This window comes from Streptomyces sp. NPDC058619 (genome assembly GCF_042717785.1).
In the GTDB taxonomy this organism is placed as follows: domain Bacteria; phylum Actinomycetota; class Actinomycetes; order Streptomycetales; family Streptomycetaceae; genus Streptomyces.
Map to the genome: position 1 here is coordinate 177531 of NZ_JBHXQN010000003.1, position 18130 is coordinate 195660.

The 18130-nt window shown below is 74.0% G+C and carries 18 protein-coding genes; 6 read left to right on the top strand and 12 right to left on the bottom strand.

The features are described from left to right. Positions 1–31: 31 nt before the first annotated feature. Positions 32–568: a hypothetical protein gene (locus ACFWTC_RS04800; RefSeq protein WP_384026265.1), complete on the bottom strand. Its 537-nt coding sequence runs from the start codon at positions 566–568 to the stop codon at positions 32–34. Positions 569–706: 138 nt separating this feature from the next. Here ACFWTC_RS04800 and ACFWTC_RS04805 point away from each other — a divergent pair, with 138 nt between their 5' ends. Beyond that, positions 707–1345: a LysE family translocator gene (locus ACFWTC_RS04805; protein ID WP_383933176.1), complete on the top strand. Its 639-nt coding sequence runs from the start codon at positions 707–709 to the stop codon at positions 1343–1345. Here the strand turns inward: ACFWTC_RS04805 and ACFWTC_RS04810 are convergent. The 9 genes from ACFWTC_RS04810 to ACFWTC_RS04850 all read right to left on the bottom strand — a co-directional run bounded on the left by ACFWTC_RS04810 (position 1253) and on the right by ACFWTC_RS04850 (position 7729). Next, complete coding sequence (locus ACFWTC_RS04810) at positions 1253–1795, bottom strand: ATP-binding protein (protein ID WP_383933174.1); 543 nt, start codon at positions 1793–1795, stop codon at positions 1253–1255. The genes ACFWTC_RS04805 and ACFWTC_RS04810 overlap by 93 nt on opposite strands. Positions 1796–1915: 120 nt before the next feature. Next, a complete protein-coding gene (locus ACFWTC_RS04815; protein WP_383933172.1) occupies positions 1916–3274 on the bottom strand; it encodes a PP2C family protein-serine/threonine phosphatase in 1359 nt (452 codons plus the stop codon). Then, entirely contained in the window at positions 3271–4539 is a 1269-nt protein-coding gene (locus ACFWTC_RS04820; RefSeq protein ID WP_384026262.1) for an ATP-binding protein, read from the bottom strand. The genes ACFWTC_RS04815 and ACFWTC_RS04820 overlap by 4 nt, the downstream gene beginning before the upstream one ends. Continuing rightward, positions 4536–4937: an anti-sigma regulatory factor gene (locus ACFWTC_RS04825; protein WP_383933169.1), complete on the bottom strand. Its 402-nt coding sequence runs from the start codon at positions 4935–4937 to the stop codon at positions 4536–4538. The genes ACFWTC_RS04820 and ACFWTC_RS04825 overlap by 4 nt, the downstream gene beginning before the upstream one ends. Further along, positions 4934–5362 (bottom strand): STAS domain-containing protein, encoded by a 429-nt coding sequence (locus ACFWTC_RS04830; RefSeq protein WP_383933167.1) that lies wholly within the window; start codon positions 5360–5362, stop codon positions 4934–4936. Before ACFWTC_RS04830 ends, ACFWTC_RS04825 begins: the two co-directional genes overlap by 4 nt. Then, positions 5359–6213 carry an STAS domain-containing protein gene (locus ACFWTC_RS04835; protein WP_383933165.1) on the bottom strand — a complete coding sequence of 285 codons (855 nt, stop codon included), beginning with the start codon at positions 6211–6213 and terminating at the stop codon, positions 5359–5361. The genes ACFWTC_RS04830 and ACFWTC_RS04835 overlap by 4 nt, the downstream gene beginning before the upstream one ends. A 171-nt stretch (positions 6214–6384) precedes the next feature. Beyond that, positions 6385–6735 (bottom strand): STAS domain-containing protein, encoded by a 351-nt coding sequence (locus ACFWTC_RS04840; protein ID WP_383933163.1) that lies wholly within the window; start codon positions 6733–6735, stop codon positions 6385–6387. A 144-nt stretch (positions 6736–6879) separates the two neighbouring features. Further along, positions 6880–7239 carry an ATP-binding protein gene (locus ACFWTC_RS04845; protein ID WP_383933161.1) on the bottom strand — a complete coding sequence of 120 codons (360 nt, stop codon included), beginning with the start codon at positions 7237–7239 and terminating at the stop codon, positions 6880–6882. Positions 7240–7375: 136 nt separating this feature from the next. After that, positions 7376–7729 (bottom strand): PRC-barrel domain-containing protein, encoded by a 354-nt coding sequence (locus tag ACFWTC_RS04850; protein WP_383933116.1) that lies wholly within the window; start codon positions 7727–7729, stop codon positions 7376–7378. Between the two features lie 301 nt (positions 7730–8030). Here ACFWTC_RS04850 and ACFWTC_RS04855 point away from each other — a divergent pair, with 301 nt between their 5' ends. Beyond that, entirely contained in the window at positions 8031–8246 is a 216-nt protein-coding gene (locus ACFWTC_RS04855; protein WP_384026260.1) for a hypothetical protein, read from the top strand. A gap of 71 nt (positions 8247–8317) precedes the next feature. On the opposite strand, the gene ACFWTC_RS04860 is transcribed toward ACFWTC_RS04855, so the two are convergent. Both ACFWTC_RS04860 and ACFWTC_RS04865 read right to left on the bottom strand, forming a co-directional pair. Next, positions 8318–8698 carry a hypothetical protein gene (locus ACFWTC_RS04860; protein ID WP_384026258.1) on the bottom strand — a complete coding sequence of 127 codons (381 nt, stop codon included), beginning with the start codon at positions 8696–8698 and terminating at the stop codon, positions 8318–8320. After that, positions 8695–9282 (bottom strand): TetR/AcrR family transcriptional regulator, encoded by a 588-nt coding sequence (locus ACFWTC_RS04865; RefSeq protein ID WP_383933122.1) that lies wholly within the window; start codon positions 9280–9282, stop codon positions 8695–8697. The genes ACFWTC_RS04860 and ACFWTC_RS04865 overlap by 4 nt, the downstream gene beginning before the upstream one ends. Positions 9283–9745: 463 nt before the next feature. Here ACFWTC_RS04865 and ACFWTC_RS04870 point away from each other — a divergent pair, with 463 nt between their 5' ends. From ACFWTC_RS04870 to ACFWTC_RS04885, 4 genes are all read left to right on the top strand, one after another. Beyond that, a complete protein-coding gene (locus ACFWTC_RS04870) occupies positions 9746–11089 on the top strand; it encodes an MFS transporter (RefSeq protein ID WP_383933124.1) in 1344 nt (447 codons plus the stop codon). Between the two features lie 152 nt (positions 11090–11241). Next, positions 11242–12543, top strand: a complete 1302-nt coding sequence (locus tag ACFWTC_RS04875) for a condensation domain-containing protein (RefSeq protein ID WP_384026255.1) — start codon at positions 11242–11244, stop codon at positions 12541–12543. 499 nt (positions 12544–13042) lie between these two features. Further along, positions 13043–16192 carry an amino acid adenylation domain-containing protein gene (locus ACFWTC_RS04880; RefSeq protein ID WP_384026252.1) on the top strand — a complete coding sequence of 1050 codons (3150 nt, stop codon included), beginning with the start codon at positions 13043–13045 and terminating at the stop codon, positions 16190–16192. Continuing rightward, positions 16192–18129 carry a non-ribosomal peptide synthetase gene (locus tag ACFWTC_RS04885; protein ID WP_384026249.1) on the top strand — a complete coding sequence of 646 codons (1938 nt, stop codon included), beginning with the start codon at positions 16192–16194 and terminating at the stop codon, positions 18127–18129. The genes ACFWTC_RS04880 and ACFWTC_RS04885 overlap by 1 nt, the downstream gene beginning before the upstream one ends. Position 18130 lies beyond the last annotated feature (1 nt).

The following is an 18130-nucleotide window of genomic DNA, read 5'->3' on the forward strand; positions in this document are numbered from 1 at the left end:
CCTCACGATTCCGAACCATATCCGCCGCCCGCTACCGGCACAGGGCCACGATCGACGGCGATACCGTGCCCCGGGCGGCCTCGCACAGCGGCGCCATGTCGTACGTCCGCCGCGGCGCGGGCCGGGAACCGGCCTTCACCGGCGCCCGCTTGCGGGACTTGGCGGGGGCCGCCGCCGCGGTCCGGCGGGCGGGTTTCACGGCTTTGGCCCGGCGCGGGCGGCGCGGCTCGGCCGCGGCGGCACCGGGGCGGGCTGCGGGCCGGGCTGCGGGGCGGGCTGCGGGCCGGGAACCGGGCGCGTCCGCCCGCCCCGGAACGCTCCGGGCGTCCGGGGCCGAGGGCGGGGCCGGGGGAGCGGCGGCCGGAACCGCGGGCGCGGGCTCGGCGGGGCTCGGGAGCCGGCCCAACGGCCAGGCGGCGGGCTCCGGACGGGCGGGCTCCGGACGGGCCGGGCCGGGGAGCGGCCGCGGCGCCTCGGGCGGCACGGCGGGACGTACGGTCACGCAACCCGTGGCCAGGACGAGCGCGGCAAGGGTCAGGGGCAGGGGCAGGGACCGGCGCAGCTGCATGCGCCCACCCTGCCGCACCCGCGGGCCCGGAACCGTGCCCGTCACGCGGACGGGTGATGTGCGCGGCGGGGCGGCGGTGGCCCGCGCCCGCCCGGAATTCCCGGGCGGGCCGCCCCCACCCCGTGCTTTCATGCGCGCATGGTGTCCACCGACCGACTGCTGGCGTTCGCGGCCATGTCCTTCCTGCTGATCGTCATCCCCGGCCCCAGCGTGCTGTTCGTGATCGGCCGCGCCCTCGCACAGGGCCGGCGCGCGGCCCTCACCACGGTGGTCGGCAACACCCTCGGCGCCTACGTGCTCGTCGTGGCCGTGGCGCTCGGTGTCGGGGCCGTCGTGGAGCGCTCGGTCCTGGTCTTCACCGCGCTCAAGCTCGTCGGCGCCGCGTACCTCGTCTACCTCGGCGTCAAGGCGGTGCGGGGGCGCGGCTCGCTGCAGGCGGCGCTGGGCGGCGGCGGCCCCGCGTACGGCAGTCTGCGCACGCTGGGGGAGGGCTTCGTCGTGGGCGTGGCCAACCCCAAGACCATCGTGTTCTTCGCGGCGGTGCTGCCCCAGTTCGTCGACCGGGGCCAGGGGGACGTCACGGCGCAGATGCTGCTGCTCGGGCTGGTCTTCAACGTCATCGCGGTGGTGTCCGACAGTGTCTGGGGCGTGGCCGCGGCCACCAGCCGGACCTGGTTCGCCCGCTCACCGCGCAGGCTCGCCGCCGTCGGAGGCGTCGGCGGCCTCACGATGATCGGCCTGGGCGTCACCGTCGCCGTGACGGGCCGCAAGGAGTAGGGCCCCGGGGGCGTCGGCCAGGCCGATGGTCGCGGTGATCCGCTTTCCGGCGGGTTCGCAGTGGACCTCCAGGCTCCTGGAGACGGCCGCGACGATCTCCAGGCCGTGCCGGCCCACTCGGCGGGGGTCGGGCGGGAGGATCACGGGCGCGTCGGGGTTGCCGTCCGAGACGGTCACCTCCGCACAGCCGTCCCGGACGTGGAGGCCCAGTCCGCCGGGGCCGGGTGCGTACTTGCGGGTGTTGGTGATCAGCTCGCTGACCACCAGCTCGACCGTGCTCATCGCGCGGTCGGACACGGGGATCCGGTGCTCGTCCCGCACCTCCAGCAAGAACGAGCGGGCGAAGTCCCGTGCCGCGGCGACGGGTTCGGTGCCTTCGAACACGGCTGTCGCGGATATGGAGGGGGGCGACGGGGCTTGCGGTCCGGCTCCCTCTGCCAACTTGTCCATGCGGGCCCACTCCAGCGTCCGGGAGCCGCGCCTCCGGCGGACGGGCCCGTCCCCGGACTGTACGGGGCCCGCACACCGTACGGGGCGATTACCGTCGCAGTCGGGTCAGGCCGGGGCGGGTCAGGCCGATGCGGGCACGGGCTGCAGGCGGGCGACGAGGACGACGATGTCGTCCTCGGGGTCGGACGCGAACCTCTCCACGAGGTGCGTGCACAGCGCTTCGGGGTCGTCCGGGCCGGTCGCGGCCGTGGTGCTGAGCAGGTCCAGGCGTTCGTAGAGGTCGCCGTCGCGAATTTCTATGAGGCCGTCGGTGACCATGAGGAGACGGCTGCCCGGCTCGACCGGGTGGCTGGTGGCGGGCGGGTGGGGCACGCCGATGCCCATGAGCGGGCCGTGTTCGCGCAGGAGGCGCGGGGGTCCGCCGGGGGACAGCAGCAGCGGCGGCAGGTGGCCGGCGTTCGCCACCTGGATGCGCGTGTTGCCGGGTTCGACGAGCACGATGCACAGGCTGGTGGTCCATCCGGGCTCGTGCAGTCCCAGCAGGTGGTCGAGGTGCTCTAGCAGGACGTGCGGGGGATGGCCCTGGGCGGCGTACGCGCGCAGGGCGAACCGCAGTTGGCCCATGACGACGGCCGCCTGGAGCGAATGGCCGACGACGTCGCCGACGGCCAGCAGCAGCCCGTGGGGGGTGTCGACGGCTTCGTAGAAGTCGCCGCCGATCTCGGCGGTGGTGGCCGAGGCGAGGTAGCGCACGGCGACCTCCACCCCCCGGGGCCGGGGCAGCGCCGCGGGCAGGAAGGCCCGCTGGAGGGTCAGCGCGACCTCGTGCTCCTGGCTGAACCGCTCGACGACGTCCTTGTGCTCGACCGTCAGCTCCGCGTACAGGGCCATCACGCCGGCGTTGGTCTCGGTCAGTTCCTCGTTGAGGCGTTCGAGCTCGTCGCGTTGGGCGTGCGCCTCCTCCAGCGCGGCGATGAGGTCGCGGGTCTGGGCCTGGAGGTCGTCGATCGCACTGGCGGGGGCGTCCGCCGCCAGGACGCGAAGGATCTCCTCCACATCCCGGCGGGCGGAGGCGGCGGGAAGGGGGCAGGTGATGTCGATGCGGCCGCCGGGCGGGCGGGCCGCCGCCGTGGCCGACCCGTTCGGGGCCGGCGCGTAGTGGGTCTGCGGCAGCAGCCGGGTGACGGCGGCCAGCGACTCGCTGCTGGGAACGCGGTCGTCGCGCCAGCGCAGCGAGGCCTTGAGCGCCGCCGGCTCCCGCAGGACGTCGAAGGCGGCGGTCATCGGGGCGGGACGCAGGAGGTCCCGCCCGAGTTCACTCAGGGCGGTGGCGAGGCGGACCTGGTCGCGGTGGTCGAGGCCGACGGCTTGCGCGACGGCCTTGGCGCGGCGGCGCAGGGCGAAGACGTCCTTCTCGGTGCCGACCGCCGTGACCAGTACGGGCGTCTGGTCCCGGGCGGGGGAGGCGGGCACGGTCACCAGGCCCCCTTGGCGATCACCACGCTGGCATCGTCACGCCGGGTCCCGGCGTGACGCAGGAGCCCTGTGGCGATGAGAGCAGGCGAGTGGTGCAGGAGGGAACCCAGATCACTGGGCTTCCAGCGCTCGCTGAGCCCGTCGGAATGCATCACCAGCGCTCCGCCGAAGGGCAGTTGCTGTTCGTAGGTACGCAGCTGGCGCATCTGGTGGCCGACGATCCCGGGATGGGACAGCAGGTTCGAGCGGAACTCGGGCGTGACGATGGAGGCCGAGATGTTGCCGATGCCGCAGAACAGCACCCGGCCGTCCGGCTCCAGACGGGCGACCGCGACCGCGGCGCCGCGGGTTCCGCGCAGGGCCCGGTGCACCTCCTGCACCGCCTGGTCGGGCAGGCGCGCGGACCCCTGGTGGAACGCCTTGACGGCTGCCTGGGAGGCGGCCGCCGCCATCGGGCCGTGGCCGAGGCCGTCGCAGGACATGACCAGGACGCCCTGCCCCGATCCCGCGACGGCTCCGTGAACGAGCTCGGAGCGGACCTTGCCCGGCGCACCCGTGGACGGGAGGTGACCGGCCCGCGCCGCGAGCACCGACCCGCCGGCCGACCCGGTCGAAGCCCGCAGGGCGCCGCCGAGAGCGGTACCGGACCGGCCCGCCCGGTCGGTTCGTTCCGCGGTCGTCCGCTCGGTCCGCTCGGTCCGCTCGGTCCGATCCGTGCGCTCCGTCTGCTCCGTCCACTCGCCGGTATCGGTGCGCGCGGCCCAGGCGTCCCCGCACACGTCCTCGCCGCCGATGGGACGGGTGATGCCGCCGACGACCGCTTCGCCGGCCACCGAGGCGGGCAGGGGGTGCGGCCAGAAACGGGCCAGCTGCACGGTGCCGAGTCCGGGCACGGAATGGACGTCGAAGCGGTCCGCCAGGCGCTGGACCGCGCCCAGCCCGATGCCCAGGGTTCCGGCGGTCGAGACCCCGTCGCGCAGTGCCGTCGCCACGTCCGCCATACCGGGACCGCTGTCGACGACCACCACCTCGACGCCCGCCACGTCCCGGTTGCGCAGCACGCGCAGCACCACGGAGCCGTCCGTGGCGTGCTTGCTGGCGTTCGTGGCCAGCTCGGCGACCGCCAGGACCAGCTGGGCGGTGCGGTGCTCTCCCAGGCCGACGCGACGGCCCAGCGCGGCGGCCGCACCGCGGGCGGCTTCGGGCTGGTCGCGGAACCAGGCGGAGTCCTCGCAGTCGAGCAGCAGCGGCCCGCGTACGGCTGTCATCGGGCCCACTTGGTGATGGTGACCGTGGTGCCCTGTCCCGGCGCGGTGTCCAGGACGAAGTCGTCGACGAGGCGCCTGGATCCGGAGAGGCCGAGGCCCATGCCGTTGCCCGACGTCCAGCCGTCGGTCAGGGCCAGGTCCACGTCGGGGATGCCGGGGCCCTGGTCCTCGAACGCCAGGCGCACGCCCCGCCGGCCCCGTTCCTCGACCAGGGCGGCGGTCATGGTGCCGCCGCCTCCGTAGATGAGGGTGTTGCGGGCGAGCTCACTGGCTGCGGTGACCAGCTTGGTCTGCTCGACCAGGGAGAGCCGGCACTCCTGGGCCAGGGAGCGGACCAGCTGACGGGCCTGTACCACGCCGGCATTGGCAGTGATCTCCAGCACGGCCGGGCCGGTCACAGACCCTCATCTGATGTGACGGCACCGAATCCGATCGAGGAATCAGACGTGTTTCCCCCCATCCGGTGCACGCGGGCCTGCTCCAGAACCTGGAGTCCCTTGTCCAGGGTCAGCGCGGTCCTGACCCCGCCGAGTGACAGACCGAGCTCGACCAGGGTGATGGCCACGGCCGGCCGCATGCCGACCACGACGGTCTGCGCGTCCAGCAGCCGGGAGATCGAGGCGATGGTCGAGAGCATCCGGCCCACGAAGGAGTCGACGATCTCCACGGCGGTAATGTCGATCACCACTCCGTGCGCGCCCGAGTCCACCACCGCGGCGGCGAGGTCGTCCTGGAGCTGCATGACCGAGTGGTCGTCGAGGTCGGTCTGGATCGACACCAACAGCACTTGTCCGATCCGAAGGACCGGAACCTGCTCGCTCACCGGGTACCGGCCTGGGGGGCCGTACGGGAGAGGGTGACGCCGGAACGCCGCAGCGCGTGGCGCAGCGCGTCGGCCAGGGTGGCCTTGGTCACGATGTCACCGAAGTCGATGCCGAGGGCCACGATCGTCTGCGCGATCTGCGGGCGGATGCCGGATATGGTGCATTCCGCACCCATCAGACGGGCCGCCACCACCGTCTTGAGCAGGTGCTGGGCCACCTCGGTGTCCACGGCCGGCACGCCGGTGATGTCGATGATGGCCTGCTCGGATCCGGTGTCGATCAGAGCCTGGAGCATCTTCTCCATCACCACCATGGTGCGCGCCGAGTCCAGGGTGCCGACCAGCGGTACGCCGATCACGCCGTCCCACAGCTTCACCACGGGCGTGGACAGCTCCATCAGCTGTTCCGCCTGCGCCGAGATCAGCTCCTCACGGGTGCGGGTGTAGACCTCGACGGTGAACAGTCCGAGGGTGTCCAGGAGGGAGGCGAACTTCAGGTACGCCTGCACATCGCCGGTCTCGCCGTCCAGCGCCGACTCCAGGACCTGCTTGAGGGCGAAAACGCTCCCAGCGGTCTCGGTGGGGCTGAATCCCTGTCGGGCCCTGGTGCGGGACAACTCGGTCAGCAGCGCACGAACCTCACCGAACGCTTCTGCCCGCCCGTCCAGGCTGCCGCTGTCCAGCGCGGCCACCAGAGCGTCGTACAGCTCCTGCAGCTCCCGCTGGACCTCTGCCCGGCTCACCCGTCCGCCCAGCGAACCGGTCACCTTGTCCGCCCACTCGGCGCCCAGGTCTTCACCTCGGACTGACAAAAGGCTGATCAGGCGGTCCGAAACATTTTCATCAGTCACTATGCGCATCCTTTTTATTCGTCTCCGGGAACCCTATGGCACGGCCCTCGACCGCGGGGCACCGTCGGTTCTTCCCACCGAGAAGCCCGCAGACGGGCCTTGCCCCGGTTCGGCGGGAGGCATGCCGGGTACCAGGTCCTGGGTCTCCTCGGCGCCGGGGTGGTCGGCGCGCTAGGAGGCCGGGCGGCGCGGGGTGATCTGGAACAGCTGGTCGACGCCGGACATTTCCAGCAGCTGCACGACTTGGGGCCGGGGCGCGTGCAGGCGCAGCCGACGCCCGTGCTGCCGGGCGAGGTGGTGGGCCCGGACGAACGCGTTCAGGCCGGCGGAATCGCAGAAGGTGAGGCCGTCCAGGTCCACGACGATCTCATCGGGACCGTCGGCCTGGGTGATCACGTTGTGGAGGACGTCACCCAGCAGGGGCGCCCGATCGATGTCGATCTCGCCGCCGACGCGTACGACGGCCAGCTCCGCGCTCTCCACCGGGGTGAACTGCGCCCCCTCCTCATGCTCGTCTGCCACCTGCCCAGCTTACGAGGCGTACGGACGGGCGGTGACAGGAAGGTGGCCCCGGGACCGTCCGAGCAGGCTCACGGGCGGGCCGCGGCCCGCCCTGACGTGCGGAGGATCACCCCGGAAGCCGGTGGAACGGCCTCCGTCGACGGGTCACACCGCGAGGAACACGGTGATGGTCTTGCCGCCGGGGCCGGAGTCGATCTCCACGCGGGCGGCGAGGCGGTTGACCAGCATCCAGCCGAACCCACCGGGTACGTCGGGCGCCGTGCCCGGGCTGCGGGGGTGTTCGGGGGAGGCGTCGGCAACTTCGACGACGACCGTTGCCCCGTCGCGGCGGACGGTGAACCCGGTCACGCCGCCCGCATGGCGCACCGCGTTGGAGACCAGCTCCGACACGATCACCAGGACGTCGTCCACCCGCTCGGAACGCTCCTCCGCCAGGACGTGCCGGGCGATCTGCCGGGCGTCCTCACATCGCAGAGCAGCGGCTTCGACCGTCCTCCGGCTCATCGCCTCTCCGTCCACAGGCTGCCTTCCCCCCCGCTGTCCCGCGCCGTGCATCCGGCCCGGAGCAGGATATGACCCCGGGCGGGGGCGGCAGCCCGGAGGCTGCCGCCCCCGCCCGGGGTCACGGGGGGAGCGCCTGTCAGACGCGGTGCGGGCCGTCGTAGTAGCCGCCGACCTCGCGGTGGTAGTCCTCGTTGCCGAGGTGCTTGTCCTTGTCGAACTCCGGAGCGTTCTTGATCTGCTCCTTCGTCCGGTCCACGTAGACCTTCTCCTCGTCCGCGTCGACCCGGCTGATCGTGCCGGCGGGCAGCAGGACCTCCTTGCCGAAGATCCAGGGACCGGTGTCGACCACGATGTACGAGGAGCCGACCTCGTCGGAGTGCTTGTCGACCTTCCCGATGGAGCCGTCCGTCGCCTCGACCTTGTAGCCGGTCAGATCGGCGCCGGCCAGACGGCCGGACGTCTCACGGTAGCCCCACACGTTCTCAGTCATACGAAGTCTCCTCCTGAATCGGTGAATTGGGTGGCCGCTCCCTCCCGCAAACCGGGCGATGCGGCCTCGCTGAGGAGCGCCTGCCCCGACAGAATCGGCTCACACCCCGGAACTCGCGCTTTTCCCCGGATCGCCGGCTCCCGGCGCCGGTGCGGCGGCCGGACGCTGCATCAACGTGTTGAACTGCGAAAACGGGGAAGCCGAGGGGGAAACCGCTTGTTCGACCTGTGGAGTGTGGGTGCCGAGGCCGCCGCGCCCCCCCGTGTGAGGAGATGCCCTCCGTGCGTACTGCCCCACGCTGATGCCGGGTTCCGTCTTCGATGCGGCCCTGGACGCCGCGTACGAAACGCACCGCCGGTTCCGGCACGGTGCGTTCGCCGAGGCCTGTCCCACCTGCCGTGTCCCCGCGGGCGAACTCTGCCTGTCCCGGCGCAGTGTCCACGTCGAGCGCCGCCGGGCCCACCGCGCCCGCTCGGAGCGCGTCAGGGGCCCGCTGCTGGCGGCGCTGGCCGGCTGAACGCGGTCACCGCCGGGGATCGGGCGCCGGTCGGGGCGGCCGGTCGGCGCGATCCTCCCGTTTCGCCTCCGTCACGCGGCGCCCGCCGCCGCCAGGGCCGCGACGGGCAGGAGCAGGAACCACTGCGGCAGCCGGAGCAGCGGCTTCGGCCAGCCGACCGACAGGGTGACGACCAGGAAGGCGGCCGTGTACGCGAGGAAGTGCGCGGCCACGAACCACGCCAGCGGACCGGTCGCCGACGTGGCGTCCGCCAGCGCGAGGTGGACCAACACGGCTGCGGAGAGCACCAGGTCGATGCTCACCATGTGCCATACGGCGTGCAGGACGCGCTTGGGTTCGTCGGCGAGTCCGCAGGACAGCAGCGGGCGGACCACATCCCGGTGGCCGCCGACGATGTGCGCCGCGGCCACACCGGACGCGGTGATGCCCGCTGCGAGGAGCCAGCCGTTCATCGGGTCTCGATTCCTTGGGCGATGACGGCAGCCAGCCGGCCGGCCAGCTGCGGGTCGGGGTGTTCCCCGATCAGACCGACGTGGAAGAACACGGATCCCGCGAGCGTGTCCAGGACCAGGTCCACGGGTGTGCCGGCCGTGATCTCCCCGCGTGTCACGGCGCGTTCGAAGACGATCAGCAGCCGCTCCTTCGAGGGGGCCAGGAAGTCGCTGCGGATGCGCGCCTTCAGGACCGGATCGGCGGCGAAGTCGGCGAGGAGCCCCGGGAGCGCCGCCGCGGCGGCGGGTGCGTGGAACTCGTCCACCAGGCCCTGCAGCAGAGCGGTCAGGTCCCCGGTCAGCGTTCCGGTGTCCGGTACCGGAGCGTCGTCGGTGGTCGTGAACACGGCCTCGAAGACCAACTCCGGTTTGCCCCGCCACCGTCGGTAGACCGTGTCCTTGCCGACGCCGGCGCGGGCGGCCACCGCCCCGATGGACGTGGCGGCGTAGCCGACCTCGACCACCAGCTCCGTGGTCGCGCTGACGATCGCCTCGTGCGAGCGGGGATCCCTGGGACGTCCCCTGGGGGACGGAGAGGAGTTCACGCGCTTTACAATACGGGTCGACCCGTATCGTAAACAACCCCCGGCCGGGCGCCGTTCGTTCCCGCGCCGTTCCGCTCGGCCGCGACCGGCGGGAACCGCATGGGTGAGGGCGTGTCGCGGCGCTCTGGGCGACTTCTTCACCCCAGGGGCGCCGACCGCACGCGCCGTTCGTATAGCGGACGGAGCGAGTGCTTGCGGAGCGGCGTGATCGCAGATGAGTGTTTTCGGTCAGGATCGGACCGATTACTCAGGGTGATGAGGGCCGCCCGGCCCCTTCCCGCACCCCTTGTCCCCCCTTGCCCCACCTGTCCGGCGCTGCGTGCGCAACCGGCAGTAATTCACGCGGCCGTACCTCTGGTAGTGCGCAAGATTTCCTGAGTTGTGTCCGCGGCGCCGCAAAACAAGTCCGAAACTGACAGGTTTGCTTTGACTCCCGATCGGTTGGTCAGTGACTGTCGTTCACATGTCCGACACATCCCGAGCCGCCGCCGGTGGCCCCCTGCGCTTGCGCGACTTCCGACTGTTACTCGCGGGGGCCGCCACCGGACAGCTCGGTGCCCAGGTGACGCTGGTGGCGCTGCCCCTCGTGGCCGTCCTCGAACTCGACGCGCCCGCCTTCCAGGTGGGCCTCCTGACAGCCGCGGAGACCGCTGCCTTCCTGCTCGTCGGGCTGCCCGCGGGGGCGCTCACCGACCGCATGCGCAAACGGCCGCTGATGATCCGCGCGGACCTCGTGCGCGCCGTGGCCATGGCGAGCATCCCCGCCGCCGCGCTCGCCGACGTCCTGACCATGGTCCAGCTCTACGTCGTCGCTCTCGTGACGGGCGTGGCGACCGTGTTCTTCGACGTCGCCCATCAAAGCTACTTGCCGCAGATCCTGCCCCGCCACCAACTCGTAGCCGGAAACGGCGCGTTGGAGACCGTCCGGTCCACCGCCCAGGTGACCGGGCCCGGTGTCGGCGGCGGACTGGTCCAGCTCGTCGGCGCGCACTTCGCGGTCATCGTCGACGTCATCGGCTACGTGCTCTCCGCCCTGTTCCTCCGCCGCATCAAGCAGGTCGAGGAAGCACCCGAGCCCGCCGCCGCGGGGGGCTCGCTGCGCAAGGAGATCGGCGAGGGCGTCCGCTTCGTCTTCGGCCACCCGCTGCTCCGCGTCATCGCGTTCACCACCGGCCTCGCCAACTTCTCCATGGCCGTCCTCATGGCGACGCAGACCGTGCACCTCGTCCGCGTCGTCGGACTGGAGGCCGGCGGGCTCGGGCTGGTGCTGTCCGCGTCGGCCGTGGGAGGGCTCCTGGGTGCCCTGTGCGCCGGGCGCCTCGCCGCCCGGCTGGGGCAGGCGCGGGTCATCCTCGTGTCCGTCCTCGCCACCGGCCCGTTCGCGCTGCTGTGGCCCCTGTCCGGGCACGGTTTCGCAGGGGCGGTCGTCTTCGCCGCCGGATCGGGTGTCGTCTCCTTCGGCGCCGTCGTCTACAACGTCGCCCAGGTCAGCTTCCGCCAGGGCCTCTGCCCCCCACGACTGCTCGGCCGGATGAACGCCACCCTGCGCTTCCTCATGTGGGGCACCCTCCCGCTCGGCGCGCTCCTCGGCGGAGCCCTCGCCCAGTCCTACGGGTCGCGCACGGCACTCGCCTGGTGCGCCGTCGGCATCCTCGCCGTACCGCTGCCGCTGCTCTTCTCCCCGTTGCGCCGGATGCGTGACCTGCCCGGTCCGCAGGACGACGGCGACGGCGCCGACCGGGGGACACCGCCGGAGAAGGCCCCCGCCGAAGCCGACGAACGGCCGGCCTCCGCACCCGCCGACTGACCACCGCACCGTGCGCGGGGACACCTCCCGCGGGGGACGGCGCCCGCCGCGACCGCCCGTACCGCCACGTCCGCAGGGGCGGGGACGCCACCCCCACCCGCCGACCCACCGATCCGCGCGACCGCTACCACGGTCACGACGAAGAGGACCACGTGCCCAGCATCACGAGTCAGTACCTGGCCCGCTACCGGCGCCTCGCCGGCGACCGGTCCGACGCCCTGCTGCCGGTCACCGGAGCACAGCGCCGCTTCGCGCTGGTGCGCTCGCTGGACCCGGCGGGACGCCCCGACGTGGTGCCGATGTGCTTCGCCTTCCCGTACGGAACCGTCGACCCCGAACGCCTGGGCGCGGCGGCCCGCAGGCTCGCCGCCCGGCACACCGCCCTGCGCTCGCGGCCCGCCGTCGTCCGCGGCACCCCCGTCCTCAGCGTCGAGGCCCCGGAGGCCGGCGTGATCCGGCCGGCCCCCGTACCGGGGGAGACGCCTGCCGACGCGCTCCGTCGCGCGCTGTCCTCCTGGGACGCGCAGGGTCCCGCCCTGCGGCTCTTCCTCGTACGCGACGAGGAGCGCCGGGAGGACGTCCTCGCCGTCGTCCTGGACCACGCCGTCTGCGACGGCCGTTCGCTGGCGCGGATCGTCGACGAACTGGGCGCCGCGTACGACGAGGAGACCACCGGCGGCCCCACCGGCTCCCGCGTCGCACCGGAAGAGACGGAAGCCGAACGCGCCGCCTACCGGGACGCGGTCCTGCGCCAACTCGCCGCCGAGGAGAGGGCGGAGACGCCCGAAGCGGCCGCGTACTGGGCGGACCGGCTGCGCGCGCTGCGCGCTCACGCTCCGGCACCCCGTCCGGAACGCGTACCCGAGGGCGCACCGCCCGGCGGCGCCGCGCAGGCCCGACTGCCCGCGCACGACGGCGGCGTGTCCTTCCCCGGACTGCTCGACGCCTGCCGCGCCGCGGCCCGCGAGCTGTACGGCCCGGACCACGCGGTCCCGCTCGGCTACCCGTGGGGCGGCCGTCCCGCGGGAGCGGAGCCCGTCGTCGGCTGCTTCCTCAACACCCTCGTCTTCCCGGCCGACACCGGCCCGGGACCCGGACCCGAAGCCACGGCGGACGGGTGGTGGGACGACCTCGACCGGGCCGACGTACCGTTCGACGCGGTCGTCGGCGCCGCGCGGGCCGCCGGCTCGGGCTGGACCGGCGGCCTCGACGGACTTCTGACCGTGGACGACGACAGACGCCGCCCACCCCTCAGGCTGGCCGGTGTCGAGGGCCGGGAGGTCCACGTCGACGGCAGACCGGTCCGCGGGCCCTTCGCCGTCTCCGTCACCCAGGGAGCGGAGATCCGCCTGCGGATGGTCTGGGACCGGGCGGTGCTCGACGACGAGACCGCGCACCGGGCGTTCGACGCGCTCACCCACGCGCTGCGCCCCCCGGAGCGCACCGCGGGGTGACCCCGCCGGCGCCCCTCCCCAGGCCTGGACGCCGGGCCCACCGGGCGTCCAGGCGTCCGGGACGCCCGGGTACGGCCGCACGGCCCGAGCGGTGGGGCGGCACCACCGCCGCGCCCCGGGAACGACGCGGCCGCCTCCGCTCCCGGCCCCCGATCCGGCCGCAGCGCCCCCGACGCGCTTCCGACCCGCGGCCACCGCGCACCGCCGTTCACGCGCACCGCCGTTCACGCGCACCGCCGTTCACGCGCACCGCCGTTCGCGCGTGCCCCGTACCGCCCGGCACCCCGGCGCACCCACGCCGGCCGGAGCATCCCACCCCGGCGCACCCACGCCGGCCGGAGCACCCCACCCCGGCGCACCGCCAGGCGCCCCGAGCCTCCCCCACGGCATCCCCTCACGCAGAAAGCGGCACCGCGCGACCCGCGAAACCGCCCGCACGACCGCCGGACACGACCGTGACCGGCACCGGACACCGACCCGACAACCCCAGGGATCGCCCATGCTTCCCCTCTCCTCCTCGCAGGAGATCGTCTGGCTGCACGAACAGATGCAGCCCGGCAGTCGCGCCTACAACTTCACCGCCTCACTGGACCTGTGGGGCACGCTCGACACCGAGGCGCTGCGCCGGGGGCTCGACGCCACGCTGGCGCGCCACCCCGGTCTGCGGCTCGAACTCGTCGCCTCCGCCGGCTCCGTACCGGGGCAGCGGGTCGCACCGCAGTGCTCGCCGCGGCTGCGCACGATCGACCTCGGCACGGAGGCGGACCCCGAGGCGGCCTTCGCCCGGCTCCTGCGCACCGAGGCCGAGACACCCCTCGACACCTTCGAGGCACCGCTGATCCGCTGGACGCTCGTGCGGCTGGCCGAGCGCCACCACCGGCTGGTCCACGTCGAGCACCACCTGATCCACGACGGGCACTCCTTCGCGATCCTGCTCGACGACGTCTTCCGCGTCTACCGCGCCCACGTCCTCGGCGAGACCCTGGAACTCCCGCCCGCCTCCTCGTACGCGGACCACGTCCGGGACCGGGCCGGGGCCGCGTACGCCCCCGCGTCGCTCGACTTCTGGCGGGCCGCGCTGCGCGACCAGCAGCACGACCTGCCGCTGCCCGGCCTCACCCGCCCCGGTGCCCGCCGCGGGCACCACGGCGGACAGCTGCGCCAGACGATCGGCGCCGATCTCGCCGAACGCCTGCGCGGACACGCCCGTTCCCGCGGCCTCACCCCGTTCGCCACGCTCCTCGGCCTGTTCGCCGAGCTCCTGCGCCGGCACAGCGGCCGCTCCCGGATGGTCGTCGGCACCGCCGTCGGCAACCGTCCCCTCGGCTACGAGGACGCCGTGGGCATGTTCGTCAACACCATCCCGCTGCCGCTCGCCCTGGACGGCGCCGCCCCCGCCCAGGACACCATGGACGAGGTCACCGACACCCTCATCCGCGCCCTGCCGCACCAGGACGTGCCGGTCCAGGAGCTGACCCGCGCGCTCGGCATGCACACCTCCGGCGCCGACAACCCGCTCTTCTCCGTCATGTTCAGCGCCCACGACGCACCGCTGCCCGAGATCGACGTACCCGGCCTCGACATCACCCTCTTCGAGGGCTTCAACACCGGCACCACCCGCTTCGACCTCGACGTGGTGCTGCTGCCGGACGACCGGCGCGGCGTCACCCCGCGCCACGGCTCGCCCGGCATGACCCTGGTCTGGGACTACGACGTGGACCTCTTCGGCGAGGACGTCGCCCGGCTGCTCTCCGGCCGCTTCCTGGACCTGCTGCGCGCCTACCTCGACGGCCCCGAGACCCCGCTGGCCGACCTGGCGCCCACCGTCGTGGAGCCGGCCGCCGAGCCCGTACCCGTACCGGCCGACCGCGATCCGCTGGATCCCGTGGCCGCGCACCACCCGTCGCTGCCCGCCGTGTTGTGCGGCGCGCGCCGGCTCACGTACGGCGAACTCGACGACCGCGTCGGCGCTCTCGCCGAGCGCCTGCGCGCCGCCGGTGTGACGCCCGGCCGGCCGGTGGCCGTGGTCCTGCCCCGGGGGACCGACTCGGTGGTCGCCCTGCTCGCGTGCCTGCGGACCGGCGCCGTCTACTGCCCGCTGTCCCCGGCCGATCCGCCGGCCCGGCTCGCGCTGCTGCTGGAACGCCTCGCCCCGGCGCTGGTCCTCACCGGCGACGGCACCCCGGCCCTGCCGGAAGCGCTGCCGACCGCTCGGATCGACGCCCCGGTCCTGCCCCCCGCGCGCGGGGCCGCGGAGCTCCCCGGCACCGCGTACGTCATCCACACCTCCGGCTCCACCGGGACGCCGAAGCCGGTCGCGGTCGGCCCCGCGGCGCTCGTGCACCACCTGACGGCGGCGGCCGACCGGTTCGGCCTCACCACCTCGGACCGGGTCCTGATGTTCGCCCAGCCGTCCTTCGACGTGGCGCTCGAGGAGGTGCTGCCGGCCCTGCACGCCGGTGCGTGCCTGGTCGTGCCCGAGTACGAGGTGCCCACGGGCGCCGAGCTCACCGAACTGCTGGTATCCGCCCGGGTCACCGTCGCCAACCTGCCCACCAGCTACTTCCTCGCGACCCGCGAGGACCTGCGTCCCGCGCTGCGCGACGAGAGCTGGGCGCCCAGGCTCCTGGTCCTCGGTGGCGAGCGCCTGCCCGTGGAGGCACTGCGCGGGGTCCTCGCCGACACCGACGCCACCGTGCTCAACGTGTACGGCGTCACGGAGGCGGCCATCAGCTCGACCGTCCACGAGGTCTCCCGCGACGCCCTCGCCGAGGGCGCCGAGATCCCCCTGGGCACCGAGCTCCCCGGCGAGCGGGTCCACGTCCTGGACGCCCACCACCGCCCGCTGCCGTCCGGCGCGGTCGGTGAACTCGCCGTCGCCGGGCCCGGTCTCGCCGAGGGCTACGCGGGCAACGCGGAGGCGACGGCCGCCCGGTTCGTCGCGGTCGACGCACTCGACGGGCAGCGCGTCTACCTCACCGGCGACCTCGGCTACCGCGGCCTGGACGGCCTGCTGTACTTCCTCGGCCGGCGCGACAACCAGATCAAGCTGCGCGGTCACCGCATCGAGTTGGAGGAGATCGAGGCGGCGGCGTCCGCGGTGCTGGGCGGCCGGTCCTGCGCCGTCGTCCTGGACCGGGAGAACCCCGGCGGGCCCCGGCTCGTCGGCTTCCTCGAAGACCTCGCCGACGGCGCGTCCTTCGACGAGAAGGCGCTGCACGCCGAGCTGAGCCGCCGCCTGCCCGGCGCCCTCGTGCCCGCCCGGTGGGCCCGGCTGGACGCCATGCCGACCCTCGCCGGCGGCAAGCCCGACCGTACGGCGCTGTCCCGCCGGGCGGCGGCCCTCGACCCCGACGCCGCCGCGACGTCCGAGCCCGACCCCGAGTGCGGAGCCGGAGCCGGCGCCGGGTCCGACGACCCGATGACGGCCCTGCTCGCGGAAGGCTGGCGGGAGGTCCTCGGCCACGGCCGGTTCGACACCCGCTCCCACTTCTTCCACAGCGGGGGCCATTCCCTGCTGGCCGCCGAGCTGGCCGCCTGGCTGGAGCCCCGGCTGGGCACGCGCCCGCCGCTGAGGGTGCTCTTCCGCAACCCCGTGCTCGCCGACCAGGCCGAGGCCCTCGCCACCACCCTTTCCACGGAGTCGTGATGACCCAGTCCCCGACCGCACCCGTCCTTCCCGCCACGCCCCTCGCCACCGCCACCGGCACCGGCACCGGTACCGCGTTGAGCGTCGCCCACGGCCCCGCCGCCGAACCGTCCCGTGTGGTCGCCCGCTTCGAGGACCTGGCCCGGCGCGACCCGCAGGCCCCCGCCGTCGTCGACGGCACCCGGATCTGGACGTACCAGGACCTCGACGCGGCGGCCGTACGGGTCGCCGCCGCCCTGGGTGACCGCGTACGCCCCGGTGACCTGGTCGGCGTCTGCCTCGACCGGTCCACCGCCCTGGTGGTGACCGCCGTCGCGCTCGCCCGGATCGGCGCCGTCTACCTGCCGCTCGGCCCCCGCCCCGGCGAACGCCGGACCCGCGCCGTCACCGAGGACCTCGACGTCGCCTGCCTCATCGGCGACCCGGGTGTCCTGCCCGAGGAGCACCGCAGCGGGGAGCACCTCCCGCTGCCGCTGCCCACGGACGGCGTCAACGCCCCCGCCGCCGTGGTGGCGGCCTTCACCGACTCCGTCCGCGGCACCCGGCGCGCTCCCGAAGGCGCCCTGTACGCCGTCCTCACCTCCGGTTCCACCGGCCGCCCCAAGGCGGTCGCCGTGGCCGAGGCCTCGCTCTCCGTCGCCCTCGACTGGTACCGGGCCGCGACCGGCCTCGGACCGGGCGACCGCCAGTCCCTGCTCATCGGTGTCGCGTTCGACCCGCACCTGCTGGAGCTGTGGGCCGGCCTGACCTCCGGCGCCGCCCTCGTCCCGGCCCCGGACGACACCCGCTGGGACTCGCACGTCCTCACCGACTGGTGGCGGGAGACCGGTCTCACCCACGCGGTGGCGGCCACGCCCACCGTCGAACCGCTCCTGGACCGCCCGTGGCCGCAGAACCTGAGGCTGCGTCACCTCGTCGTCGGCGGCGACCGCATGCGCCGCCGCCCGGGCACCGACGTCACCGCCGCCGTCCACAACGCCTACGGCCCCGCCGAAGCCACCGTCGTCACCACCACCCACACCATGCGCGCCACCGACCCGGAGGCCGGCGACCCCGCCGCGCCGCCCATCGGCACCGCGCTGCCGGGCGTCACCCTCGTCGTCACGGACGACGACGGCCGCCCCGTCGCCCGTGGACAGGACGGTGAACTGCGCGTCGGCGGCCACTGCCTGGCGCTCGGCTACCTCGACCCCGAACTGACCGCCCGCCGGTTCGTCCCGCCGCCGGGCGAACCGGTGCTGCCCGCGATCGACCGCCTCTACCGCACCGGCGACCGGGTACGGATGAACGCCGACGGCAGCCTGGACTTCCTCGGCCGCCTCGACGACCAGGTGAAGATCAGCGGGGTGCGGATCGAACCGGCCGAGGTCGAAGCCGCCTTCGAGCAGGACCCCCGGGTCCGCAGTGCCGTCGTCACCGTGCTGCGCGACAGCACCGGCCACGGACACCTCGTCGCGCACGTACGGCCCGCCGACGGCGCCGAACCCGCGGCGGGGGACCTCCTCGCCGCGGTCCGTGCCTGGCTCCCCGAACAGGCCGTCCCCACCGCCGTACGGATCGTCGACGGCTTTCCGCTCGACGCCAACGGCAAGGTGGACCGATCCGCCCTGGCGGCCCGGGCCGCGGCCGACGCCCCGGCCCCCGGGGCGCCGCGGACCGCCCCCCCGGACGACCTCGCCGCTGAGGCCGCCGTCACCGCCTCCGAGCGGCTCGTGCTCACGACCGTGCGCGAGCTCCTCGGCCGGCCCGGCACCGGCCTCGGCGACAACTTCACCGACGCCGGCGGTACGTCCCTCGTCGCCGCACGGCTGCTGGACACCGTCGAACGCGAGACCGGCGTACGCCTGCGTGCCCCCGAGCTGCTGCGCAGCACCGACCTCCGCGCCTTCGCCGCCCTCCTCGAACAGCGCCGGACCCCGCGACCGGAAGGAGCCTGAC